The organism is Bacillus lumedeiriae (assembly GCF_044891285.1).
Classification (GTDB): domain Bacteria; phylum Bacillota; class Bacilli; order Bacillales; family Domibacillaceae; genus Pseudobacillus; species Pseudobacillus lumedeiriae.
This window is the reverse complement of sequence record NZ_JAUIYO010000003.1, coordinates 176,549-198,785: the sequence shown is the minus strand read 5'-3', so window position 1 is coordinate 198,785 and position 22,237 is coordinate 176,549. Positions and strand designations below refer to the sequence as shown.

The window sequence follows — 22,237 nt, the reverse complement described above, 5'->3', positions numbered from 1 at the left end:
GAGAACGATGGGGAAAACCTTAAAAAACGGGCTGCTTTCGGGGCTGAAAACGACGTGGATACTCGGTAAAATTATTTTTCCGGTTACTCTCATTGTGACATTACTGCAATATACACCTGTGCTGCCGTGGCTGATGGAGGCGATCAGCCCGGTGATGCGGCTGTTTGGACTATCAGGTGATGCATCTATTCCGCTCGTGCTCGGTAATTTTTTAAATTTATATGCCGCCATCGGTGCTATTTTATCACTCGATTTAACGGTGAAAGAAGTATTTATTCTAGCTGTTATGCTATCTTTTTCACATAATTTGTTTCTTGAGTCGAGTGTGGCTACCCGTGTCGGTGTGAGATTGTCTGTCGTGCTTGCGGTAAGACTCGGGTTGGCCATTGTTTCAGCAATAGTCATTAACCTCGTTTGGCGTGGTGGAAGTGCTCCAGCACAATATGGCATGGCACCGCCGCTGCAGGCCGATCCTGAAGGCTGGGGGCAAATATGGCTCATCGGTCTTGAGAAGGCGGGTTATGGGATTTTTCAGCTTGCTTTAATCGTGATTCCGCTCATGATCGTTATTCAAATTTTAAAAGATTTAAAGTGGCTCGCTGTCTTTTCCCGGTGGATGTCACCGATCACCCGCATGCTCGGGATGAAAGAAAACACGTCAACGACGCTTGCTTCGGGCTTGTTGTTTGGTCTGGCTTTCGGCTCTGCTGTCATGATTCAAGCAGTGAAGGAAGACGGAGTCGGCTACAGGGACGTCACGCTTGCGATGATTTTTTTAGTGGCCTGTCACGCCATCGTTGAAGATACGTTGATTTTTGTCCCGCTCGGTATAACGGGTCTGCCTTTGGTCACATTATTTTTCATCCGTCTGATTACGGCGGTTTTATTGACGCTTGCTGTATCAGCGATATGGAAGCCTGCTGAAATGACACAAGGAAAGGAAGCAAAACTATCATGACGAAAATAACGACATTGTTATTCGATTTAGATGGAACGTTAATTAATACGAATGAATTGATTATCTCTTCTTTTTTACACACATTAAATCACTATTTTCCTGAAAGATATAAGCGGGAAGACGTCTATCCATTTATGGGGCCAACGCTAGTTGAAACGTTTTCAAGCATTGATGAGGAGCGCGTAGAAGAGATGACCGCCCGCTACCGTGCGTTTAATCTTCAAAATCATGATGCGCTTGTGACGGAGTTTGACGGTGTGTTTGAAACGATCCGCACATTGAAGGAAAATAATTTTAAACTGGCGATTGTCTCTACGAAATTGCGCGATACGGTCATTAAAGGATTAAAGTTAACGAACTTATATCCATTTTTTGATGTGATCGTGGCTATGGATGATGTGACTCACACAAAACCGCATCCGGAGCCGCTTCTAAAAGCATTAACCGCACTTGACTCTAAGCCGGAAGAGGCGATTATGGTTGGAGATAACTTCCACGATATTAACGGCGGCAAAAACGCTGGGACATTAACAGCTGGTGTAGCATGGTCTGTTAAAGGAAAAGAGTTTTTACAATCGTTTCATCCGGATTATATGCTTGAGACGATGCCCGATCTGCTGGATATTCTTCAAATTGGGAAAGTGGAAAAGTGAGAAAGACGAAGCGGTATAAAACAGAAGGGGCGAATTCGCTCTGGAATATTTATAAAACCGTCTCATTTTGGAAAACGTTTAAAAATACAGCGGTCATCGAAATTGGCCGCTTTACGCCTTTTATGAAAGTAAAAAACAGTTTATATCGTACGTTCCTCGGAATGAAAATTGGCGAACAGACAGCGCTCGCCTACAAGGTAGTGCCAGATATTATGTTTCCGGAACTCATCTCGATCGGGCGCAACACCATTATCGGCTATAATACTGTCATTCTTGCTCACGAATATTTGATCGAAGAGTACCGCCTTGGTGAAGTGATTATCGGTGATAATGTGATGATCGGGGCCAATAGTACGATTCTTCCTGGAGTGACGATTGGAGACGGTGCCATCGTCTCTGCTGCCACACTCGTTCATCGCGACGTCCCGCCCGGCGCCTTTGCCGGCGGTAATCCAATGCAAATTAAAACAAAGAATTAAAGGCTGTCTACTAGAGACCCGGTTCTCCATTATACGTTCACATATAGTATGGTCGAATGCTTCATACTATAGATGACGTGGGAGGTGCCGGGCTCTTTTTTATAGGATTTGTTCAACTTCCCTGTTGATTTTGCAGGAGTCTCACGCCAATCAACAAAGGGAAAAATTAATAATAATTATGAACATAGCCTTTCTTATAAATAGTAATGAAGGGAAGATACAGGTTGTGCTGATTTGTGGCATGCAAAGAGCGTTGTTCGGTGCTGTTGATCACAGCAAAATTCTCTCTTGACTGTAATTGTCAGAAACGTTAAACTACTTATAACTTCATCATGTTAGCACATTAGCGAACTAAAGTGTGTTGCGTGAAATATAGGGATCATCGGGTGATAAATCATGTCGAAGCTGTTAATGTTTGAAAAACCGGCCGGGATGCGCGACACGCTGCCGCACATATACGAAACAAAACGGAAGCTGAAAGAGGCAGCAGAAAAAGAAATGAGAAGCTGGGGATATCGTTTTATTGAGACACCGGCTCTTGAATACTATGAAACGGTAGGAGAAGCATCCGCTATTTTGGATCGTCAGCTATTTAAATTGCTGGATCAGCAGGGGAACACGCTAGTACTTCGTCCAGACATGACAACGCCGATTGCGCGTGTGGCGGCGTCGAAGTTGTTAAAGGAACGAGTGCCTTTGCGGCTTGCATATTCAACAAATGTGTATCGGGCTCAGCAGCGTGAAGGGGGAAGAGCGGCTGAATTTGAACAGATTGGTGTAGAAATGATTGGTGATCAGACGATTAGCGCCGATGCAGAGCTCGTTGCACTGCTTGTATCTGTTTTGAAGAAAGCGGGAATTGAACGTTTCCAAATTTCACTTGGCCACATTCGTTTTATAGATGAGTTGTTCACACAAATACTTGGCACAGAAGAGCGGACCGAATATTTACGCCGCTTTTTATACGAAAAAAATTACGTCGGCTACCGTGAACACGTGAAAAGCCTGCCGCTTTCTTCTATCGATCAACAGAGACTTCTTCGTTTTCTTGAGTTATCAGGAGCGCCTGAATGCCTTGAAGAAGCAGCCGATTTAATTGAAGATGGAGCTGGAAGCGAGGCAGTTGAGGAACTTCGCAGCGTATATGGAAGACTGCAGGAATACGGTGTGGCAGATTACATACAATTTGATTTGCCGCTTGTCAGTCATATGAGCTACTATACGGGATTAGTATTTGAAGTGTATGTCGATGGGGCGGGAACTCCAGCAGGAAACGGAGGCCGTTATGATCATCTGCTTGAAAAGTTTGGCCGGCCGGCTAGTGCGACGGGTTTCGGTCTCCGGGTAGATGTTCTCCTTGGTGCATTGGAACAGCTGGCAGAAGAAGAGAAAGTACACTGCATTTTATTTAGCAGTGATCGCCGCTTAGAGGCGATTCAAGAAGCGAACAAACGGCGTGAAGCAGGGGAAGCGGTTCTGCTGCAGGATGTTGCTGGAGTTGAAGATGTAGACCGCTTTACTGAGACGTGTAAAAGCGTGTCATTCTTCGTTGGAAAAGCAGCAGGAGGAAGGGAGTTTTAATGTCAATGTTAACAATTGCAATGCCGAAAGGACGGATTTTTGAGGAAGCGGCTGCCCTGCTTCGAGAAGCGGGCTACCGGCTGCCTCCAGATCTTGATGAGTCCCGCAAGCTCATTATTGAAGTGCCTGAAGAAAATTTACGTTTCTTTTTAGCAAAACCGATGGATGTTGCTACGTATGTAGAATATGGTGTAGCCGACCTTGGAATTGCCGGAAAAGATGTGCTGCTTGAAGAAGAACGCGCGGTGTATGAATTGATTGACTTGAAAATTAGCCCTTGCTACCTGGCTGTTGCCGGGCTCCCGAACACTTCCGTTGATGAAGTGGCACCGAAAGTGGCGACGAAATATCCAAATATCGCCTCTTCTTATTTTCGCGGGCAAGGTGAGCAAGTGGAAATTATTGAATTGAACGGATCGATTGAACTCGCTCCATTAATTGGACTTGCTGATCGAATTGTGGATATTGTATCCACAGGCCGGACGTTAAAGGAAAACGGACTTGTTGAATATGAAACGATTGTCAGCGTGACTTCCCGATTAATTGTCAATCCGGCCAGCTATCGCTTAAAAGATAAAGAAATTAGCCAGCTTGTCGATCGGTTGTCGGACATTATTGCAGAAAAGGCAGTGTGAGGAGAAATGAAGATTCAAAGCGTTGCAGCAGAATTATCATTGAAACGGTCTGTCGATAGCGGTACGGATGAACAGCGTATGGCTGTTCGTAACATTATTCAGGGGGTTCGTTCTGATGGCGACGCTGCTTTATTGGCGTATACGAAGCAGTTTGACAAAGCTCAATTGGATCACTTAAAGGTAACGGAGCTGGAAATAGAGGAAGCATACAATGAGTTTCCAGAAGAGATGATAGAGGTGATCAGACAAGCGGCAGATAACATCTACACTTTTCACGAAAAACAATTGCGGGAAACGTGGACATATACGGATAGCAGCGGCACGATCCTTGGCCAGAAAATGACGCCGCTTGATTCCGTTGGTGTATATGTGCCAGGAGGAACGGCTGCGTATCCATCTTCGGTTTTGATGAACGTATTGCCTGCTAAAGTGGCGGGGGTCAAGCGGATTGTGATGACTTCACCGCCAGGAGCAGATGGATGCCTGCCTGCAGGAGTCTTAGTGGCAGCTAAAATTTGCGGTGTTCAGGAAATTTATAAAGTCGGCGGCGCCCAGGCGATTGCCGCACTCGCTTATGGAACAGAATCGATTGAGCCGGTCGATAAAATTACTGGACCGGGCAATATATTTGTAGCATTGGCGAAACGCGAAGTATTTGGCACGGTGGACATTGATATGATTGCCGGGCCAAGTGAAATTGTCGTTCTTGCTGATGACAGTGCAAGACCGGCAGAAATTGCTGCTGATTTGCTGTCACAGGCGGAGCATGATACACGTGCAAGCAGCGTACTTGTTACACCTTCACAGAAGCTTGCAGAAGAAACGGCGAAAGAAGTGGAAAGTCAGCTGAACGATCTGCCTCGAGCAAGTATTGCTAGAGAATCTATTGAAAATTATGGTGCTATTTACGTCACAAAAGATATGAAGGAAGCAATAGACGTAGTGAATGGGCTGGCGCCGGAACATTTAGAAGTGATGACCGAGAACGCGATGGATGTTGTGAAAGACATTCGACATGCAGGTGCTATATTTGTTGGGCGTTTCAGCTCGGAGCCGATCGGTGATTATTTTGCCGGGCCGAACCATGTGCTGCCGACAAATGGAACAGCCCGCTTTTCTTCCCCGCTGAATGTCGATGATTTTATGAAAAAATCAAGCTTGATTATTTATAGTGAACAATCATTTAACGAGAATTTCAAAAAAATCGCTGCTTTCGCCCGCCTCGAAGGATTAGAAGCCCACGCGCGGGCAGTAGAAATAAGAAAAGCATAGCCGACTGTTCTGGGGCGACAAGCATATGACCTCGAGCCCCAAGGAGGCGCAGCTGGCCAATAAGAAAAGCGTAGCCGACTGTTCTAGGGCGACAAGCATAGAGCACTGAACAGTAGAAGAAATTTTTGATTGACAGATGGGAGTTGGATAGGTTGAGTAACCGGACATCAGAGTTAAACCGCAATACGAATGAAACGAAAATCCAGCTTGCTTTTTCGGTCGATGGCGAAGGAAAAGCAGACATTGGAACGGGTGTACCGTTTATGGATCATATGCTTGATTTATTTACAAAGCATGGTCAGTTTGATTTGACGGTCAAAGCAGACGGCGATGTGGAAATTGATGATCATCATACGACAGAAGATATCGGAATTTGCCTTGGACTCGCTTTAAAAGAAGCACTTGGTGACAAAAAGGGCATTAAGCGTTACGGTAATTCATTCGTTCCGATGGACGACACGCTTGCACAGGTCGTCGTTGATTTAAGCAATCGTCCGCATTTTGAGATGCGTGCTCAGTTTCCAGCGCAAAAGGTCGGCACGTTCGATACAGAACTTGTCCATGAGTTTCTATGGAAGCTTGCTTTAGAAGCACGGATGAATTTGCATGTGATTGTCCACTATGGCAACAATACACACCATATGATTGAAGCTGTCTTTAAAGCACTTGCCCGGGCACTTGATGAAGCGACTATGATCGACCCGCGTGTTAAAGGCGTGCCGTCAACGAAAGGAATGTTATAATGATCGGCATCGTAGATTATGGGATGGGCAATCTTTTCAGTGTCAGCAAAGCACTCGAGAGACTTGGCATTCCGTATGTGATCAGTGAATCGCCAGAAGAACTCAATGAAACAAAAGGTTTAATTTTGCCGGGGGTTGGTTCTTTTAGAGATGCGATGGCTCTATTGAAAGAGAAAAAGCTGGACGATTTTCTTTATACATATGCTGAAAGCGGCCGCCCGCTTCTCGGTATTTGCTTAGGGATGCAGCTTCTGTTTCAGGAAAGTGAAGAAAACGGCCGGACGGAAGGGCTCGGTTTATTAAAAGGGCGTGTTACACGCATTCCGGCGGGAGCAGACGGCAAAATGAAAGTTCCTCACATGGGCTGGAACGCGCTCTCTTTTCATAAGGAGTCGCCTGTGCTTGATGGAGCAGAAGAAGGATATGTTTATTTTGTCCATTCTTATTACGTAACGGAAATGGATGAGGAGTCGCTGCTTGCGAGCACGGTTTATGGTGTTGGAATTCCCGCTGTCGTCGGCAAAAATAACGTATTCGGCATGCAGTTCCATCCAGAAAAAAGCGGCGCGGTCGGTATGCAGCTGTTAACGAATTTTACAAAAGCAATGGAGCAATCGGAGGAGATTTTATGAGTTTTACCATTTACCCGGCCATTGACATGCGGGGAGGCAAGTGTGTCCGGCTCAAGCAGGGAGATTATAATCAAGAAACCATTTACGGGGATTCACCTTTTGAGATGGCTAAATCCTTCGTCGAAGAAGGGGCAAAATGGATTCATATGGTTGATTTAGATGGGGCAAAAGACGGGAAACGAATCAATGACGGCTTTGTGATTGAAGCGGCGCAAAAACTTGGGGCGAACGTGCAAATTGGCGGCGGCATTCGCTCAGAGGAAGATATCCGCCATTATCTCGACAATGGGGTGGACCGAGTGATTATCGGCAGTCTCGCCGTTTCAGAGACCGAGCTTGTCAAACAATGGCTCGGCAAGTTTGGAGATAAAATTGCCATTGGTCTTGATGCGAAAGATGGATTTGTTGCCACACACGGCTGGCTTGAAACTTCTTCATTAAAAGCTGTAGATCTCGGGAAAGAACTTGCGGCGGCTGGAGCAGAAACGTTTATTTTTACTGATATTGCCACAGATGGGATGCTTTCCGGGCCGAATACTGAGGCAGTAGCCGAGCTTGCTCGGGTGACTGGGAAAAGCGTCATTGCTTCTGGCGGTGTCAGCTCGCTTGCTGATTTGAAGGAAATTAAGCGTTATGAACAAGAGGGTGTCAGCGGAGCAATCGTCGGAAAGGCGATTTATACCGGCCAGTTCACTGTTCGAGAGGCGTTGAAGGAGGCGGGCAATTAATGGTGACGAAACGAATTATCCCGTGCCTCGATGTCAAAGAAGGACGCGTCGTAAAGGGCATTCAATTTGTTGAACTGCGCGATGCCGGTGATCCAGTTGAACTTGCCAAAGTGTACGATGAGCAAGGAGCAGATGAACTCGTATTCCTCGACATTTCCGCTTCTCATGAAGGCCGGAAAACAATGGTGGAAGTCGTGCAGGATGTTGCCTCACAGCTCGCTATTCCATTTACCGTAGGGGGAGGGATTAACTCTTTAGAGGATATGAAACGTATTTTGCGCGCGGGTGCGGATAAAGTATCACTCAATACAGCGGCTTTACTTCATCCGGAGCTGATCACGATAGGCGCTGACTACTTCGGTACGCAATGCATTGTCATTGCCATTGATGCCAAATGGGATGAAACACTCGGCTCATGGCGAGTGTATACGCACGGCGGCCGCCGTGCGACAGAGCGGGAAGTGATTGACTGGGCGCAGGAAGCGGTCAAGCGGGGCGCAGGAGAAATTTTATTAACAAGCATGGACAGAGATGGAGAAAAGCGTGGTTTTGATCTTGCATTGACGAAAGCAGTCAGTGAGGCGGTCACCGTACCGGTTATTGCTTCCGGCGGCGCAGGAGAGGCGAATCACTTTTTGGAAGTATTTAAAGAGGGACAAGCAGATGCAGCACTGGCAGCTTCGATCTTTCACTATAAAGAAACGAGCGTAAATGAAGTGAAAAACTTTTTAAAAGCTCAGGGAGTGAATATGAGATGAGCATAACAATAGAAGAGATTCAATTTGATGAAAAAGGGCTTGTGCCTGCCATTGTGCAGGATGGGTCTACATATGAAGTATTAACGCTTGCTTATATGAATAAAGAATCGCTGCAGCGGACAATCGAAAGCGGAGAAACGTGGTTTTTCAGCCGTTCCCGCCAGGAGCTTTGGCATAAAGGTGAAACGAGCGGTCATACGCAAAAAGTGATGAATATCAAATATGACTGTGACCAAGATGCCCTCGTCGTGCTGGTGAAGCCAGAAGGACCAGCCTGCCACCGCGGCACGACAAGCTGTTTTGAGCATTCTTTATACGAGGAACAATCGACAGAGCTGCCATACACGATCCTTCACAAGCTGGAGGAGGTCATTGCCGATCGGGAACAAACCCGGCCTGAAGGAGCATATACAACCTATTTATTTGATAAAGGCGTCGATAAAATTTTGAAGAAAGTCGGCGAGGAAGCAGCTGAAGTCATTATTGCAGCCAAAAATCGGGACAAAGACGAATTACAATGGGAAGCGGCCGATTTGCTTTACCATTTGCTCGTGCTTCTTCGTGAACAAAAAGTCGCGCTTGCTGATGTACTTGGAGTACTTGCTAAGCGCCATGAGGAAAAAGGAAACTAGCATGATAGGAACTGTCTAGAAAGTCATTGAACATACGGCTTTCAGGCAGTTCTTTTTCTAACGCAGGCAATATAAAGTGGACAACATGCTTGAACTGTTAAATGAAGCACAGAACTTTCTCCTCTGTGCTTTTATTTTCGCTTCTTCATCTGAACTCTATTAACGAGCCGCTGTCACCTGTGGTATACTCAATAAGTTAATTAACAATGCTCGGAGGACTTTCATGATAAAAAACTCAAAGCCATGGAAAGAAAAAGGGAAGATTGTCTCCTTTTTGCCAACAGGTGAGTATTACTATACAAAAGGATTAAAAGCGCTGCGAAAAAGAGAACTGCCGAAAGCGAAAAAGTATTTGTCGCGCGCGATGGATTTGGAGCCGCTCGAACCGATGATCGCCTGTCAGCTGGCAGTCGTAGAAACGGAGCTTGGCAATTTTGAACAGTCCAATGGCTTGCTTCATTTTGTGCTGGATGACTTAGATCCGCTCATTAGTGAATGCCATTATTTTTTAGCGAACAATTACGCTCATTTAGGTTTATTCAGAGAAGCATTTAAGCATGCACAGGCATATTTAGAGCAGGATGAGACAGGTGAGTTTCGGGAAGATGCGGAAGACTTGCTTGATTTGATTGCGCTTGACAGCGAAGACGAGTTGGATGAGCTGTATGAACAGGATGAATTAATTTCGATGCAGGAAGAGGCTCGTTATTTACTTGAAGTGGGAAGCTTTGAAAAAGCGGTTGAACGTCTCGAAGAAATCATCGAAAAATATCCTGATTTTTGGTCTGCTCATAATAATCTTGCCCTTGCGCACTTTTATCTCGGTCACGTGCAAAAAGCGCATGGTGTACTAGAGAGTGTGTTGGAAAGGAATCCTGGAAATTTACATGCTCTATGTAATTTGGCCGTCTTTTTATTTTATGAAAAGCAGTACAGTCTGTTAAGGGAATTAGTGAATTTGCTGCGCAAGATGTATCCGCTTCTGCCTGAGCAGCAATTTAAACTGGGAGCAACATTTGCTTTAATCGGTCAGTATGAAGATGCGTACCGATGGCTGAAAAAGCTGTATAAAACCGGCTTCCAGGGCGAGCCTTCTTTTTACTACTGGCTGTCGCATTCCGCTTATTTTTGCGGCCGCCGGGAAACAGCGGAGGCTGTTTGGAAATACGTGCTGAAAATTAGTCCAGAAAAAGCTGGACAGGAGCCATGGGCAGAGGGAAAGGCAGAACACCTTGGTCATGAACATCAACCGTCTTCGATCGTCAGACGAATGAACAGCGAACACGAAGAAGAGCGTCTCTTTGGTATTTTTCTGCTTTCTGTGACAGAGGATCATAAACAAGTGATGAGCCATCCGGACTTTTGCGACATTGAAACACTAGCCTTTCGGGAGAAAATTTATTTGGCTGATATTCTTGGCATGCCGGTGGAGGCAAAGCTGAAAGAAGAAGCGTATATCCGCCTTGCCCATGAAACGGCTTGTGTACTTTATAAAAGATTTCAGCCGATCGGCACAGAAGAAGCAGGGGTATTTCTGCTCTGGTTTGCTGTTTTCAGTGAGTTGGCTGAGGAACAGACACGTTTGAAAAACAGCCAAGCTTTTGCGGCGGCAACAGAATATATGTGGTGTAAACTTCGCGGACAAAAAGAATCCCAGGCAAACCTTGCAGAAAAATATGGTCTCTCTTCTTCTACACTGCAAAAGTATATCAAGCATGTTCGCGACCGGCTGTAGTGAGCAGAAAAATAGACGGAAAACCATGAATTGATTAGGATGAAAGAGAAGAATAAACTATACGATTTAGGATATCGATACACTTATAGAAGAAAAGGAGTGGCTTGTTTTGACAGTGGAAGACAAAATTTATGATGTCATTATTATTGGAGCAGGACCAGCAGGGATGACAGCTGCTGTTTATACATCACGTGCCAATCTTTCTACGTTAATGATCGAGCGAGGTGTACCGGGCGGGCAAATGGCGAACACAGAAGAGGTAGAGAACTACCCGGGATATGATCATATCCTTGGCCCGGAACTATCAACAAAAATGTTTGATCATGCGAAAAAATTTGGCGCTGAATATGCATACGGCGACATTAAAGAAATCATTGATGGTGAAGAATATAAAACCATTAAAGCAGGCACGAAAGATTTTAAAGCTCGTTCTGTCATTATTACTACTGGTGCAGAATGGAAAAAACTTGGTGTGGCGGGAGAAAAGGAATTAACCGGCCGCGGTGTGTCTTATTGTGCAGTGTGTGACGGCGCTTTCTTTAAAGAGAAGGATCTTGTTGTCATCGGCGGCGGAGACTCGGCTGTTGAAGAGGGAACGTATTTAACGCGCTTTGCGAAAAATGTGACGATTATTCATCGCCGCGATGAACTACGTGCTCAAAAAATTCTACAAGACCGCGCATTTAAGAATGAAAAAGTTGACTTTATCTGGAATTCTACAGTAAAGGAAATTAATGAAAAAGACGGGAAAGTGGGCAGTGTGACGCTCGTTTCTACAGAGAACGGCGAAGAGCGGGAAATTCCTATTGACGGCGTGTTCATTTACGTAGGCATGGTGCCGTTAACAAAGCCATTCTTGAACCTAGGCATTACAAATGAAGCGGGTTACATTGTCACGAATGACCAAATGGAAACGAGCGTACCAGGCATTTTTGCTGCTGGCGATGTACGGGAGAAAACACTTCGTCAAATTGTTACTGCTACTGGGGATGGAAGCATTGCTGCTCAAGCGGCTCAAAGCTATGTGGAAGAATTAAAAGAAAAATTCATGTAAGAACATAAGTTTAACAGTATGTTAATTGGCTCGTAATGAAGTTGAAATAAATATATGCTACATTGTAGACACTATCAAGCTGATTGAAAACCCTTGTCTTTCGAGGTGCGAAGCCTGGTGGGGAGCGTAATGGCCAACAGGGTCATGGATGAGCACCGCAGACAGGCGGACAACGAAGAAAGCGAGCGTTTGTCAACAGCCTGAAGCTATACCCCTTCTATGTTTGATTATATCCCTTTTGTTGAGGTTGTTCCGATGATCGGTGTGATTGCCGCGGCTAAAACGAGCTGTGTAAATCATCACCGCAGGAACAGCCTTTTTTTGTGTTCATATCTAATGAAGGGTGAGCAAGCCGCTCTGCTTTTCTTATTGTCCAGCTCCAGCGGCTACCCCCTCGAGGTCACAAGCCAAATCTCCGGGAAAGGAAAAGAACGACCTTTCCATGAGATTCGTCTAGTGCTTGTCGGGGGTAAGCAAGCCACTTCTGCTTTTCTTAGTATGGCATTGAGATCGGTGGAAAGAACATAGTATAATGGTAAGAATGATAGAACAGGCGAATGATCTGAGATCTTTTGATTTCGGTGTCCGTCCGGAGGTGAAAAATGTGCAGCGTGTAACGAATTGTTTGTTGTTAAAAGATGATAAAGTGTTGCTTCTGCAAAAACCCCGCCGCAATTGGTGGGTTGCTCCGGGCGGGAAAATGGAGCCCGGAGAATCTATTCGGGATGCGGTGATCAGGGAGTATAGGGAAGAAACAGGTATTTATTTGCGCCGGCCTACTGTGAAAGGCATTTTTACATTTATTATTAAAGATGGAGACGATATTATTTCCGAGTGGATGATGTTCACTTTTTTCGCTGAGGAAAGCGACGGTGTATCAGTGAAAGAATGTGAGGAAGGTCAGCTCGACTGGCATCCTGTCGAGAAAATCAAAGAATTGCCGATGGCGGAAGGGGACCGTCACATATTAGAGTATATGATCCATGGAACAGGTACGATTTATGGCGCTTTTACATACACGCCTGATTTTAAGCTGCTTTCTTATCGGCTTGACCCGAATTGAGAAAAATAAGCAGGGAGCATAAAAGCAAGAGCTGTCTCGAATACAAGATGTTGCCCCTCTCACCCGATATCTCGTTCTGCAATGAATAAGGAACGGTTATCTAGAAGAATGCCCGGAGAGGTTGGTTTTTTGTGGGACAGCTCCTGTTTAATGACCTCCAAAAAGGAAAGGGGAATGGGAATGAGCAATCATGCGGGGAATGATATGCAGTTAGTGATTATTACCGGCATGTCTGGCGCCGGGAAAACAGTAGCCATTCAAAGCTTTGAAGATCTTGGTTTTTATTGCGTCGATAATTTGCCGCCGACTTTGCTTCCGAAGTTTTTGGAACTGATGAAGGATTCAGGCAATCAAATGAATAAAGTAGCAGTCGTCATGGATATGCGCGGCCGGGAGTTTTTTGATTATTTGTTTCAGTCGCTGGACGAAGCGGCTGAGATGGCTTCTGTGACTCCTAAATTATTGTTTTTGGATGCAGAAGATTCTGTGCTTGTCCGCCGTTATAAAGAGACAAGGCGCTCCCATCCGCTTTCACCAACAGGACTCCCGCTTGACGGCATTCGGCAGGAGCGTGGACTTCTGGAAGATTTAAAGGGACGGGCACATATCATTTATAATACATCTAATATGAAGCCAAAAGAATTGCGCGAGAAGATTTTAGGGGAATTTTCCCCTGATAAAAAAGCCGTTTTTACAGTGAATGTCATGTCTTTCGGTTTTAAACATGGCCTGCCGATCGATGCAGATCTCGTATTCGACGTTCGTTTTTTACCAAACCCGCATTACATCGACCATTTGCGTCCGCGCACAGGGCTTGAGGCTGATGTATCAAGCTATGTAATGAAATGGAATGACACGCAGAAATTTCTTGAAAAAGTGCTTGATTTGCTTTCATTTATGCTGCCGCACTATAAAATGGAAGGCAAGTCACAGCTCGTGATCGCCATTGGCTGCACAGGGGGACAGCATCGTTCTGTCGCTTTAGCAGAATACATTGGCAGCTACTTTGCCAGTGATTATCAGACGCGCATTACGCATCGGGATATTCACAAGAAAACGGTTCAAGCGACATGAAGAAAAAAGGACGCAAAGTTGTTATTATCGGTGGCGGCACCGGATTGTCTGTTCTTCTGCGCGGCTTAAAAAAGCACCCAATTGATTTAACGGCGATTGTGACTGTTGCTGATGATGGCGGCAGTTCAGGACGTTTGCGGGATGAATTGAATATTCCTCCTCCGGGAGATATACGCAATGTACTGGCGGCTTTGTCGGACGTTGAACCGCTTGTAGAAACGCTGTTCCAGCATCGGTTCAGCACGAAAAATGAACTGTCCGGGCATTCTCTCGGCAACTTAATGATTGCGGCATTAACCTCGATTACCGGTGACTTCGTTCACGCTGTGCAAGAAATGAGTAAAGTGTTAAATGTGCGTGGAAAAGTGCTGCCGGCAGCGAATCAAAGCGTCGTGCTTCATGCAGAAATGGAAGACGGGACGGTTGTCTCAGGTGAGTCTAAAATCCCGTATTCAGGAAAAAGAATTAAACGGGTATTTCTATCGCCTGAAAACATCAAGCCGCTTCCTGAAACGATTCGAGCGATTAGAGAAGCTGATTTAATTATCGTCGGTCCCGGCAGTTTATATACGAGTATTTTGCCAAACCTGCTCGTGCCGCAAATCGGAGAAGAAGTGTGCCGTTCAGCGGCAAAGAAAGTATACATTTGTAACTTAATGACACAGGCTGGCGAAACGCTTGATTTCACAGCAAGCGATCATGTGAAGGCGATTTATGATCATATGTCCTGTGCGTTTATAGATACGATTTTAGTGAATGATGATTTGATTCCGGAGCATATTCAAGAAAAATATAAAGAAGAAATGGCTAAACCGGTTGTTTATGATGTGGATTTGTTGAAATCACTTGGACTTAACGTTATTTTTGACGAAATCGTGATTCGTGAAGATGGGATGGTCCGTCACGATACCAACAAAGTGGCTGAAATTCTTGTTGGGCTCATTCAAGATAAAAAATAAATGGAAGAGGGTGGCATCCTTGTCATTTGCTTCTGAAACGAAAAAAGAACTGACAACGCTTGAAGTGAAAGATTGCTGTGCGAGAGCGGAACTTTCAGCTCTTATTCGGATGAATGGCTCTCTCTCTTTCTCTAATCGTCTTTTAGTCGTCAATATTCAGACAGAAAATGCAGCGATTGCTAGAAGGATTTATGTGCTGTTGAAGAAAAACTATGAAGTAGAAGTAGAACTGCTCGTCCGTAAGAAAATGAGGCTGAAAAAAAACAATGTGTACATCGTCCGCCTAAAAGAAAAAGCGCGGGATATTCTCGAAGACCTGGCTATTATAGAGGGGTCATTTTCGTTCGTTCACAACATCTCACCGGTCTTGATCGAGAAAAAGTGCTGCCGCCGATCATATTTACGCGGCGCTTTTTTAGCGGGGGGATCTGTGAATAATCCGGAAACGTCTTCTTACCATTTGGAGATTTTCTCACTTTATAAGGAGCACAATGATGCCTTATGTGAATTAATGAATCTCTTTGACTTGAACAGTAAAACGTTGGAACGGAAGAAAGGATTTATCACCTATTTAAAAGAAGCTGAAAAAATCACCGAGTTTTTAAATATTATAGGAGCTCATAATGCATTGCTTCGCTTCGAAGATGTTCGCATCGTCCGTGATATGCGCAATTCTGTTAACCGCCTCGTCAACTGTGAAACGGCAAATTTAAATAAGACGATCGGTGCGGCTGTGCGCCAAGTGGAAAATATTCGGCTGATCGAGTCATCAGTCGGCTTAGAGGTGCTGCCAGCGAAATTGCGTGAAATTGCCGAACTGCGTGTGGCTCATCAAGACGTTACGCTTAAAGAGCTTGGGGAAATGGTGTCAGGTTCGGCAATTAGTAAGTCAGGTATTAATCACCGCCTTCGTAAAATAGATGAAATAGCTGAGAAAATCCGGGCGAATGAACCGATTAATAAATAGGCTTTGTTAAACTAGCCTGTTGATTTCCGCTGGGGCGATTGCTTTCTGTTCCGAGCGATAATAGTCATTCACATAGCCAATAAATAAGAAAAGAGGAGAAAAGGATGATTGAAAAAACAACCAAAGTTCAACTGAAGACGGGGCTGCAAGCACGTCCGGCCGCGTTGTTTGTTCAGGAGGCAAATCGCTTTGCTTCAGAAATTCACCTTGAGAAAGAGGGGAAGAAAGTTAACGCGAAAAGCATTATGGGTATCATGAGCTTAGCGATTAACCGGGGGTGTACCGTCACACTGTCTATTGACGGCCGTGATGAAGAAGAAGCACTGGAAGCACTTGTTGATTTTATTGAAAAAGAAGAAAATTACTAATATCAATTAAAGGCTTTGTTAGACGTGCCTGTTGATTTCCGCTGGGGCGCTCACTTCAATCAACAATAGTTATTCACATAGCCAAATCAAAAAGAAGAGACCTTGCTTTAAGGCCTCTTCTTTTCATGTTTCTTTATTTTTTCTCTGGCAGTTCATTTCGAGTTAAGATTTTGTCGATCAAACCGTATTCAAGAGCGCGTTCAGCTGTCATAAAGTTATCGCGGTCTGTATCTCTAGCGATGACTTCAAGCGGCTGGCCTGTGCGGTCAGCAAGAATTTGGTTCAATTTATCACGAAGGAAAAGAATACGTTTCGCAGCAATTTCAATTTCCGTTGCTTGTCCTTGTGCTCCTCCCAGCGGCTGATGAATCATGACTTCACTGTTTGGAAGGGCATAGCGTTTGCCTTTCGTACCGGATGCCAGCAAGAAAGCACCCATGGAAGCAGCCATACCGATACAGATCGTCTGTACATCTGGCTTAATGAATTGGATCGTGTCATAAATGGCCATACCTGCAGTAATGCTTCCTCCTGGACTATTAATGTAAATAGAAATGTCCTTTTCAGGGTTTTCCGCTTCAAGGAAAAGCAGCTGAGACACAATGGAGTTAGCTACGTTGTCATCAATTCCACTGCCAAGCATAATAATGCGGTCTTTTAATAAACGTGAATAAATGTCATAAGCACGTTCTCCACGATTTGTTTGTTCAATAACTGTAGGGATTAAATTCATTTTTTCTCCTCCTTAAAGAATGAAATAATTGCTCATGCGGGAAAAATTATGTAGTAGTATCATACAATGATGGTCAATGAAGGTCAAATAATACGACTTATAATACCTAGATGGAAAAAGATTCTTCTACGATAGAATTCTATTATACCCAGTAAAACTCCTGCTAAACACCCGAACAAAATGTTTTCATTTGCATTTTTTAAATATCACTATTGCTTTTTCTCTGTTCTTCCTTTATAATTTTGAAATGTACTGATTAAGCCCTCGTGGTGCAACGGATAGCACGTGAGATTCCGGTTCTTAAGATGTGGGTTCGATTCCTGCCGAGGGCGTCATGAAGTGTTGATATGACAGTGTTTTTATGAATGTTTATTCGTAGAAACACTGTTTTTTTGTGCAAAAAAATTAACCGCGAATCACGCCAAGTATGATACTAAATGACTGCTTACAAGTAGTATAGGGAGACTTTCTTACTTTTTTGATAAAGTTTACACGATGATTTTTCACCGATTTGATTGTATTGAAAGACGCGAGGACTCCTGCGGGGAAAGCGAAGCTCCTGAACGGAAATCAACGGACAAGTTTAAAGAGCCAAGCAAAGGGATATCAATTAATTTGCGTGCCAATTTAAGGTGTTTATGTAATTGGCGGGTAAGCGATTTGTATAACACGCACGTTACCCACAAAAAACTGCAGGAACACTATTCTTTACATTTTCATACTATATATAAGACGTGAGGCAGCACCTTGCGTCACATGGGACTGGTCTTTTGCAGTCGGGACTGACTTCTTATAGTCAGTCTTTTTTTTGATATATTATTTATAAGGCTCCTCCTTTATTTGCGGGGAGGTTGAAAAATTGTAAATTTTCATTCTCAAATTTCTTTCCTGTTGTATAATAGAATAGGGAGGGGGAGAGAAATTTGAATATGCATTTGAAGCCGGGCCTTTGGCAGCAGCAGACAATGAAGCTTGCAATGACACAAGAGTTAACACAGGCAATTGCTTTGCTGCAATACTCTGCCCAAGAGTTAGTGGAATTTTTAGAATCAAAGACGATGGAGAACCCATTTATTCAGCTTGATACGTCTGAAATGAAAGCGCTTCAGCTGAAGGAGAAGGCAGGAACACGTAAAGGGAAATTAGAAAAGAAAGACGATAAAAACTGGGTGGAGCATTTGGCTGATCACTCCCAGACATTAACAGACTATTTAAGAATGCAACTTTCGTTGATTCCAATGAGCTCTGATCAAAAGAGAATACTCGATTTTTTATTATATAATATGGATGAGAACGGCTATATGTCGATTACGGTGGAAGAAGCAGCAAGCATGTGCCGCTGTCAAGAGGAAGAGGCGGCCAAGATCCTTGGGATGATTCGGGATTTAGAGCCTGCCGGTGTCGGGGCTATGAATTTGCAAGATTGTCTGCTTTTACAGCTTGAACGAATGAAAGGGGTGCCGGCGCTCGTTCCAGTCATTATTCAAGACCATTTCATTGCATTTGCTGAAAAGAACTGGCGGTCGGTTGCGAAGAAATTAAATGTCCAGATAAAAGAAATTCAGGAAGCAGCTGATTTTATCCAAAAGCTGAATCCGAAGCCAGGAGCCCGTTTTCATTATGAACAGCCGACATATGTTCGGCCGGATTTGACGGTCACCTTAAAAGATGATTCCATTGAGGTGCACCTGCTGGAAGACGAGATGCCGAAAATTGTTTTTCAAAAAGAATATTTTAATGAGTTAGCTGAACATAAAGATGAACAATTAAAAGAGTTTATGAAAGATAAACATAAAGATTATCTATGGCTGCTGAAAAGTTTGGAGCAGCGCAAAAGGACAATTCAACGTGTCGGTTTGAAAATCGTAGAAAAGCAAAAAGACTTTTTCTTCTGCGGACCGAGCCGTATGCAGCCTCTCACGATGAAAGAGATTGCTGATGAACTGGAGATTCACGAATCGACCGTCAGCCGAGCTGTACGGGGGAAATATATGCAGACACCTTACGGGACGTATGAACTAAAAACTTTCTTCCCGGCTGGTTTGTCTGGAGGGGGACACGGCACAGAAGAAACGGCTTCCGCTGCCCAAGTGAAAGCGAAATTAACAGAGCTTGTGAATGAGGAAGATAAGAAAAAGCCGCTCTCTGATCAAGAGATTAGTAATTTGCTGGAAAAAGAAGGATGGAAGGTGTCAAGAAGAACGGTCGCTAAGTATCGGGATCAGCTTTTTATTCCGTCTTCCTCGAAAAGAAAACGATATGACTGAGAATAGAGGAACCATAAGTGAAAAACGTTTATTTTTATACGCGGGCACAGTGTTCGCTCTGTATAGAAGCGAAGGCTGTTTTAGAGCTCGTTCAGGAAGATACACCGTTTTGTCTTCATGAAAGGAATATTGACGAAAGTGATGAATGGACTGAGAAATATGCGCTAATGATTCCAGTGATTGAAGTGGATGGAGAGATTATTCAATTTGGAATAGTGGACTATCCAACCGTTAAGAGCAAACTGGAAGCTTAGATGATTCTTAGACGTCCGATTCATTGCAAGCTGTTTTTGTCCCTGCTGCACTTCGTGTGAAGACAGGGATTATTTTTTTTTATGTGGGAACATATTTTGTAAAGAGGGACAAAATGGGGACGACTCCTAAGGGGCTGATCCTTTGGATTTGGGCCTGCTCCTTGCTGTTGCTGAAGGGGATGCGGAAGGCGAGTCGTTTCTATTTGCTCTGTTCATGAAAAGCAGCCCTTCTCATTGAAGAATGAAGCAGCAGCCGAACAAATCGTAAGTGAAAGATGAAAGGAAGATGTTTACTGCAATAATCTTTGGAACATGAAGGAGGAGCGATTGGGATGACAGTAAAAGTTGGAATTAACGGATTTGGACGTATCGGACGTGTCGTCTTTCGTGAAGCTCTGAAGTATCCGAACATAGAAGTAATAGCAGTAAATGATTTAACAGATACCGAAATGCTCGCCCATCTTCTAAAATATGATACGGTTCACGGTGTATTGGATGAGGACGTAATAGTAGACGGCGAATACATTGTCGTTGGCGGGAAAAAAGTAAAAATAACAGCAGAACGCGATCCTACCCTTCTTCCATGGGAGGAGTTGGGCGTAGAGGTCGTCGTTGAATCAACCGGCCGTTTCACACAGCGTGAACACGCAGTGAAACATTTAGAAGCCGGAGCAAAAAAGGTAGTCATTTCTGCTCCGGCTAAGGAGGAAGACATTACGATCGTGATGGGTGTCAATCATGAAAAATATGACCCGCATAATCATCACATCATTTCCAATGCTTCCTGTACGACGAACTGCTTAGCGCCACTGGCAAAAGTCTTGAATGATAAGTTTGGCATTGTGCGCGGCATGATGACGACGATTCATTCTTATACGAATGACCAAAAAACTCTAGATTTTCCTCATAAAGACTATCGCCGGGCCCGAGCTGCAGCGGAAAATATGATTCCGACGACAACGGGGGCAGCTAAAGCCGTTTCCCTCGTTCTGCCTGAATTAAAGGGGAAATTGAACGGTATGGCTATACGTGTGCCGACTCCTAATGTGTCTGTCGTTGATTTAGTAGCTGAACTGAAAAGGAGCACGACAGCGGAAGAGGTGAATGCTGCATTAAAAGAAGCAGCAGAAGGCGTATTGACAGGTATCCTTGCTTATAATGAAAAACCGCTCGTTTCAATAGATTACAATGGCAGTGGTGCTTCTTCTACGATCGATGGATTGTCTACGATGGTGTTGGAAGGCCGAATGGTAAAAGTACTGTCTTGGTATGACAATGAAGCGGGCTATTCTAACAGAATCATTGATCTTATTGATTACATTGCCAAAAAAGGCTTTTAATGATAAATAATGTGATACTAATACAAAAATGTGTTATATTTTTTAATATCTTTGTTGGAAAATAGTAACCCACCATCTATAATGTAAATGGGATGAAAGGGGAGCGGGGAAAAGGATCCCCCTCCTTTTTATTTAGTTTTCTTTTTAGCAAGGGAGGCCTTTTTATATGAATAAAAAGACGATGAAGGATTTGGATGTGAAAGGAAGGCGCGTGTTTTGCCGTGTCGACTTTAATGTGCCGATGAAAGACGGCGAAGTAACAGATGATACACGAATCCGGGCTGCGCTGCCAACTATTCAATATTTGTCTAATCAAGGCGCCAAAGTCATTTTAGCGAGTCACCTTGGCCGCCCAAAGGGTGAAGTGAAAGAAGAGCTGCGCTTAACACCTGTAGCAGCCCGCTTATCACAGCTTCTGGATAAAAAAGTGGAAAAAACGGATGAAGCCTTCGGTGAGACTGTTCAGCAAAAAGTCGACGCCATGCAAGATGGTGATGTGCTGCTTCTTGAAAATGTTCGTTTTTATCCAGGAGAAGAGAAAAATGACGAAGAGTTAGCGAAACAATTTGCGGCGCTTGCTGACCTCTACGTCAACGATGCATTCGGAGCTGCTCACCGTGCTCATGCTTCAACAGAAGGAGTTGCCCGTCATTTGCCCGCTGCAGCTGGTTTCCTAATGGAAAAGGAGCTAGACGTACTTGGCAAAGCGTTAGCTGATCCGGAGCGTCCGTTCACGGCTATTATTGGCGGGGCGAAAGTGAAAGATAAAATTGATGTGATTGATCATTTGCTTGATAAAGTGGACAATTTAATTATTGGCGGCGGTCTCGCTTTCACATTCGTCAAAGCAAAAGGATATGAAATTGGAAAGTCACTGCTTGAAGAAGATAAAATTGAATTAGCTCAGCAGTTTATGAAAAAAGCCGAGGAAAAAGGCGTAAACTTCTTAATGCCGATTGATGCGGTTGTGGCAAATGAATTTTCTGCAAATGCTGAAGCGAAAATTGTAGATATTGATCAAATTCCATCGGATTGGATGGCGCTTGATATCGGTCCAAAAACGAGTGAGCTGTACAAAGAGGCGATCCAGAAGTCTAAGCTTGTTATTTGGAATGGACCGATGGGTGTATTTGAAATGGACAAGTTTGCTGAAGGAACAAAGGCAGTAGCTGTTGCTCTAGCTGAAGCGGAAGGCGCCTATTCTGTCATCGGCGGCGGTGATTCTGCTGCGGCGGTCGAAAAGTTCAGCTTAGCTGATAAAATGAGCCATATTTCAACAGGAGGCGGCGCTTCCCTTGAATTTATGGAAGGCAAACAGCTTCCAGGTATTGTTGCTTTAAACGACAAATAAA

Annotated in this window: 23 protein-coding genes and 1 tRNA gene; 23 read left to right on the top strand and 1 reads right to left on the bottom strand. The window is 44.3% G+C overall.

All coding sequences use genetic code 11. The annotated features are described in order from the left end of the window. The first annotated feature begins 7 nt into the window (after positions 1-7). From QYG89_RS07185 to QYG89_RS07100, 18 genes are all read left to right on the top strand, one after another. Entirely contained in the window at positions 8-958 is a 951-nt protein-coding gene (locus QYG89_RS07185) for a nucleoside recognition domain-containing protein (RefSeq protein WP_404316046.1), read from the top strand. Beyond that, positions 955-1,611, top strand: coding sequence for a pyrophosphatase PpaX (gene ppaX / locus QYG89_RS07180; RefSeq protein WP_404316044.1), 657 nt, complete (start codon positions 955-957; stop codon positions 1,609-1,611). Before QYG89_RS07185 ends, ppaX begins: the two co-directional genes overlap by 4 nt. Continuing rightward, the gene (locus tag QYG89_RS07175) at positions 1,608-2,090 is read left to right on the top strand and encodes an acyltransferase (protein ID WP_404316042.1); all 483 of its coding nucleotides are present in this window, start codon (positions 1,608-1,610) and stop codon (positions 2,088-2,090) included. The genes ppaX and QYG89_RS07175 overlap by 4 nt, the downstream gene beginning before the upstream one ends. A 396-nt stretch (positions 2,091-2,486) precedes the next feature. Next, positions 2,487-3,671, top strand: a complete 1,185-nt coding sequence (locus QYG89_RS07170) for an ATP phosphoribosyltransferase regulatory subunit (RefSeq protein ID WP_404316040.1) — start codon at positions 2,487-2,489, stop codon at positions 3,669-3,671. After that, positions 3,671-4,306 (top strand): ATP phosphoribosyltransferase, encoded by a 636-nt coding sequence (hisG, locus tag QYG89_RS07165; RefSeq protein WP_404316038.1) that lies wholly within the window; start codon positions 3,671-3,673, stop codon positions 4,304-4,306. The genes QYG89_RS07170 and hisG overlap by 1 nt, the downstream gene beginning before the upstream one ends. A gap of 6 nt (positions 4,307-4,312) precedes the next feature. Continuing rightward, positions 4,313-5,578: a histidinol dehydrogenase gene (gene hisD / locus QYG89_RS07160; RefSeq protein ID WP_404316036.1), complete on the top strand. Its 1,266-nt coding sequence runs from the start codon at positions 4,313-4,315 to the stop codon at positions 5,576-5,578. A 152-nt stretch (positions 5,579-5,730) separates the two neighbouring features. Further along, the gene (gene hisB, locus QYG89_RS07155) at positions 5,731-6,321 is read left to right on the top strand and encodes an imidazoleglycerol-phosphate dehydratase HisB (RefSeq protein WP_404316034.1); all 591 of its coding nucleotides are present in this window, start codon (positions 5,731-5,733) and stop codon (positions 6,319-6,321) included. Beyond that, a complete protein-coding gene (hisH, locus tag QYG89_RS07150; protein ID WP_404316032.1) occupies positions 6,321-6,953 on the top strand; it encodes an imidazole glycerol phosphate synthase subunit HisH in 633 nt (210 codons plus the stop codon). Before hisB ends, hisH begins: the two co-directional genes overlap by 1 nt. Next, positions 6,950-7,681, top strand: a complete 732-nt coding sequence (hisA, locus tag QYG89_RS07145; protein ID WP_404316030.1) for a 1-(5-phosphoribosyl)-5-[(5-phosphoribosylamino)methylideneamino]imidazole-4-carboxamide isomerase — start codon at positions 6,950-6,952, stop codon at positions 7,679-7,681. Before hisH ends, hisA begins: the two co-directional genes overlap by 4 nt. After that, the gene (hisF, locus tag QYG89_RS07140; RefSeq protein WP_404316028.1) at positions 7,681-8,439 is read left to right on the top strand and encodes an imidazole glycerol phosphate synthase subunit HisF; all 759 of its coding nucleotides are present in this window, start codon (positions 7,681-7,683) and stop codon (positions 8,437-8,439) included. The genes hisA and hisF overlap by 1 nt, the downstream gene beginning before the upstream one ends. Positions 8,440-8,441: 2 nt before the next feature. After that, positions 8,442-9,071: a bifunctional phosphoribosyl-AMP cyclohydrolase/phosphoribosyl-ATP diphosphatase HisIE gene (hisIE, locus tag QYG89_RS07135; protein WP_404316212.1), complete on the top strand. Its 630-nt coding sequence runs from the start codon at positions 8,442-8,444 to the stop codon at positions 9,069-9,071. A gap of 223 nt (positions 9,072-9,294) precedes the next feature. Further along, positions 9,295-10,806, top strand: coding sequence for a tetratricopeptide repeat protein (locus tag QYG89_RS07130; RefSeq protein WP_404316026.1), 1,512 nt, complete (start codon positions 9,295-9,297; stop codon positions 10,804-10,806). 115 nt (positions 10,807-10,921) lie between these two features. Further along, on the top strand, positions 10,922-11,860 hold the full coding sequence (gene trxB / locus QYG89_RS07125; protein WP_404316209.1) for a thioredoxin-disulfide reductase: 939 nt from the start codon (positions 10,922-10,924) through the stop codon (positions 11,858-11,860). A gap of 604 nt (positions 11,861-12,464) precedes the next feature. After that, positions 12,465-12,923 (top strand): NUDIX hydrolase, encoded by a 459-nt coding sequence (locus tag QYG89_RS07120; RefSeq protein WP_404316208.1) that lies wholly within the window; start codon positions 12,465-12,467, stop codon positions 12,921-12,923. A gap of 180 nt (positions 12,924-13,103) precedes the next feature. Next, positions 13,104-13,997: an RNase adapter RapZ gene (rapZ, locus tag QYG89_RS07115; protein WP_404316024.1), complete on the top strand. Its 894-nt coding sequence runs from the start codon at positions 13,104-13,106 to the stop codon at positions 13,995-13,997. Next, complete coding sequence (locus QYG89_RS07110; RefSeq protein ID WP_404316022.1) at positions 13,994-14,956, top strand: gluconeogenesis factor YvcK family protein; 963 nt, start codon at positions 13,994-13,996, stop codon at positions 14,954-14,956. The genes rapZ and QYG89_RS07110 overlap by 4 nt, the downstream gene beginning before the upstream one ends. Before the next feature lie 19 nt (positions 14,957-14,975). Beyond that, on the top strand, positions 14,976-15,923 hold the full coding sequence (gene whiA / locus QYG89_RS07105) for a DNA-binding protein WhiA (protein ID WP_404316020.1): 948 nt from the start codon (positions 14,976-14,978) through the stop codon (positions 15,921-15,923). Between the two features lie 104 nt (positions 15,924-16,027). After that, the gene (locus QYG89_RS07100) at positions 16,028-16,291 is read left to right on the top strand and encodes an HPr family phosphocarrier protein (protein ID WP_404316018.1); all 264 of its coding nucleotides are present in this window, start codon (positions 16,028-16,030) and stop codon (positions 16,289-16,291) included. A gap of 133 nt (positions 16,292-16,424) precedes the next feature. On the opposite strand, the gene clpP is transcribed toward QYG89_RS07100, so the two are convergent. Further along, positions 16,425-17,024, bottom strand: coding sequence for an ATP-dependent Clp endopeptidase proteolytic subunit ClpP (clpP, locus tag QYG89_RS07095; RefSeq protein WP_404316016.1), 600 nt, complete (start codon positions 17,022-17,024; stop codon positions 16,425-16,427). Between the two features lie 260 nt (positions 17,025-17,284). Between clpP and QYG89_RS07090 the strand changes: the two genes are divergently transcribed. From QYG89_RS07090 to QYG89_RS07070, 5 genes are all read left to right on the top strand, one after another. Beyond that, a tRNA-Arg gene (locus QYG89_RS07090) sits at positions 17,285-17,356 on the top strand. Between the two features lie 597 nt (positions 17,357-17,953). Next, positions 17,954-19,291: an RNA polymerase factor sigma-54 gene (rpoN, locus tag QYG89_RS07085; RefSeq protein WP_404316207.1), complete on the top strand. Its 1,338-nt coding sequence runs from the start codon at positions 17,954-17,956 to the stop codon at positions 19,289-19,291. A gap of 17 nt (positions 19,292-19,308) precedes the next feature. After that, the gene (locus QYG89_RS07080) at positions 19,309-19,545 is read left to right on the top strand and encodes a glutaredoxin family protein (protein WP_404316014.1); all 237 of its coding nucleotides are present in this window, start codon (positions 19,309-19,311) and stop codon (positions 19,543-19,545) included. A gap of 332 nt (positions 19,546-19,877) precedes the next feature. Next, entirely contained in the window at positions 19,878-20,885 is a 1,008-nt protein-coding gene (gap, locus tag QYG89_RS07075) for a type I glyceraldehyde-3-phosphate dehydrogenase (RefSeq protein WP_404316012.1), read from the top strand. A gap of 166 nt (positions 20,886-21,051) precedes the next feature. Next, positions 21,052-22,236, top strand: coding sequence for a phosphoglycerate kinase (locus QYG89_RS07070; protein WP_404316010.1), 1,185 nt, complete (start codon positions 21,052-21,054; stop codon positions 22,234-22,236). Position 22,237: the final 1 nt, after the last annotated feature.

Excerpts from the sequence above, each read along its gene's own strand:
- QYG89_RS07185 (WP_404316046.1), top strand. The coding sequence starts at position 8 with ATGGGGAAAACCTTAAAAAACGGGCTGCTTTCGGGGCTGAAAACGACG.
- ppaX (WP_404316044.1), top strand. The coding sequence starts at position 955 with ATGACGAAAATAACGACATTGTTATTCGATTTAGATGGAACGTTAATT.
- QYG89_RS07170 (WP_404316040.1), top strand. The coding sequence starts at position 2,487 with ATGTCGAAGCTGTTAATGTTTGAAAAACCGGCCGGGATGCGCGACACG.
- hisG (WP_404316038.1), top strand. The coding sequence starts at position 3,671 with ATGTCAATGTTAACAATTGCAATGCCGAAAGGACGGATTTTTGAGGAA.
- hisD (WP_404316036.1), top strand. The coding sequence starts at position 4,313 with ATGAAGATTCAAAGCGTTGCAGCAGAATTATCATTGAAACGGTCTGTC.
- hisH (WP_404316032.1), top strand. The coding sequence starts at position 6,321 with ATGATCGGCATCGTAGATTATGGGATGGGCAATCTTTTCAGTGTCAGC.
- hisA (WP_404316030.1), top strand. The coding sequence starts at position 6,950 with ATGAGTTTTACCATTTACCCGGCCATTGACATGCGGGGAGGCAAGTGT.
- hisF (WP_404316028.1), top strand. The coding sequence starts at position 7,681 with ATGGTGACGAAACGAATTATCCCGTGCCTCGATGTCAAAGAAGGACGC.
- QYG89_RS07130 (WP_404316026.1), top strand. The coding sequence starts at position 9,295 with ATGATAAAAAACTCAAAGCCATGGAAAGAAAAAGGGAAGATTGTCTCC.
- rapZ (WP_404316024.1), top strand. The coding sequence starts at position 13,104 with ATGAGCAATCATGCGGGGAATGATATGCAGTTAGTGATTATTACCGGC.
- QYG89_RS07110 (WP_404316022.1), top strand. The coding sequence starts at position 13,994 with ATGAAGAAAAAAGGACGCAAAGTTGTTATTATCGGTGGCGGCACCGGA.
- QYG89_RS07100 (WP_404316018.1), top strand. The coding sequence starts at position 16,028 with ATGATTGAAAAAACAACCAAAGTTCAACTGAAGACGGGGCTGCAAGCA.
- clpP (WP_404316016.1), bottom strand. The coding sequence starts at position 17,024 with ATGAATTTAATCCCTACAGTTATTGAACAAACAAATCGTGGAGAACGT.
- rpoN (WP_404316207.1), top strand. The coding sequence starts at position 17,954 with ATGCATTTGAAGCCGGGCCTTTGGCAGCAGCAGACAATGAAGCTTGCA.
- gap (WP_404316012.1), top strand. The coding sequence starts at position 19,878 with ATGACAGTAAAAGTTGGAATTAACGGATTTGGACGTATCGGACGTGTC.
- QYG89_RS07070 (WP_404316010.1), top strand. The coding sequence starts at position 21,052 with ATGAATAAAAAGACGATGAAGGATTTGGATGTGAAAGGAAGGCGCGTG.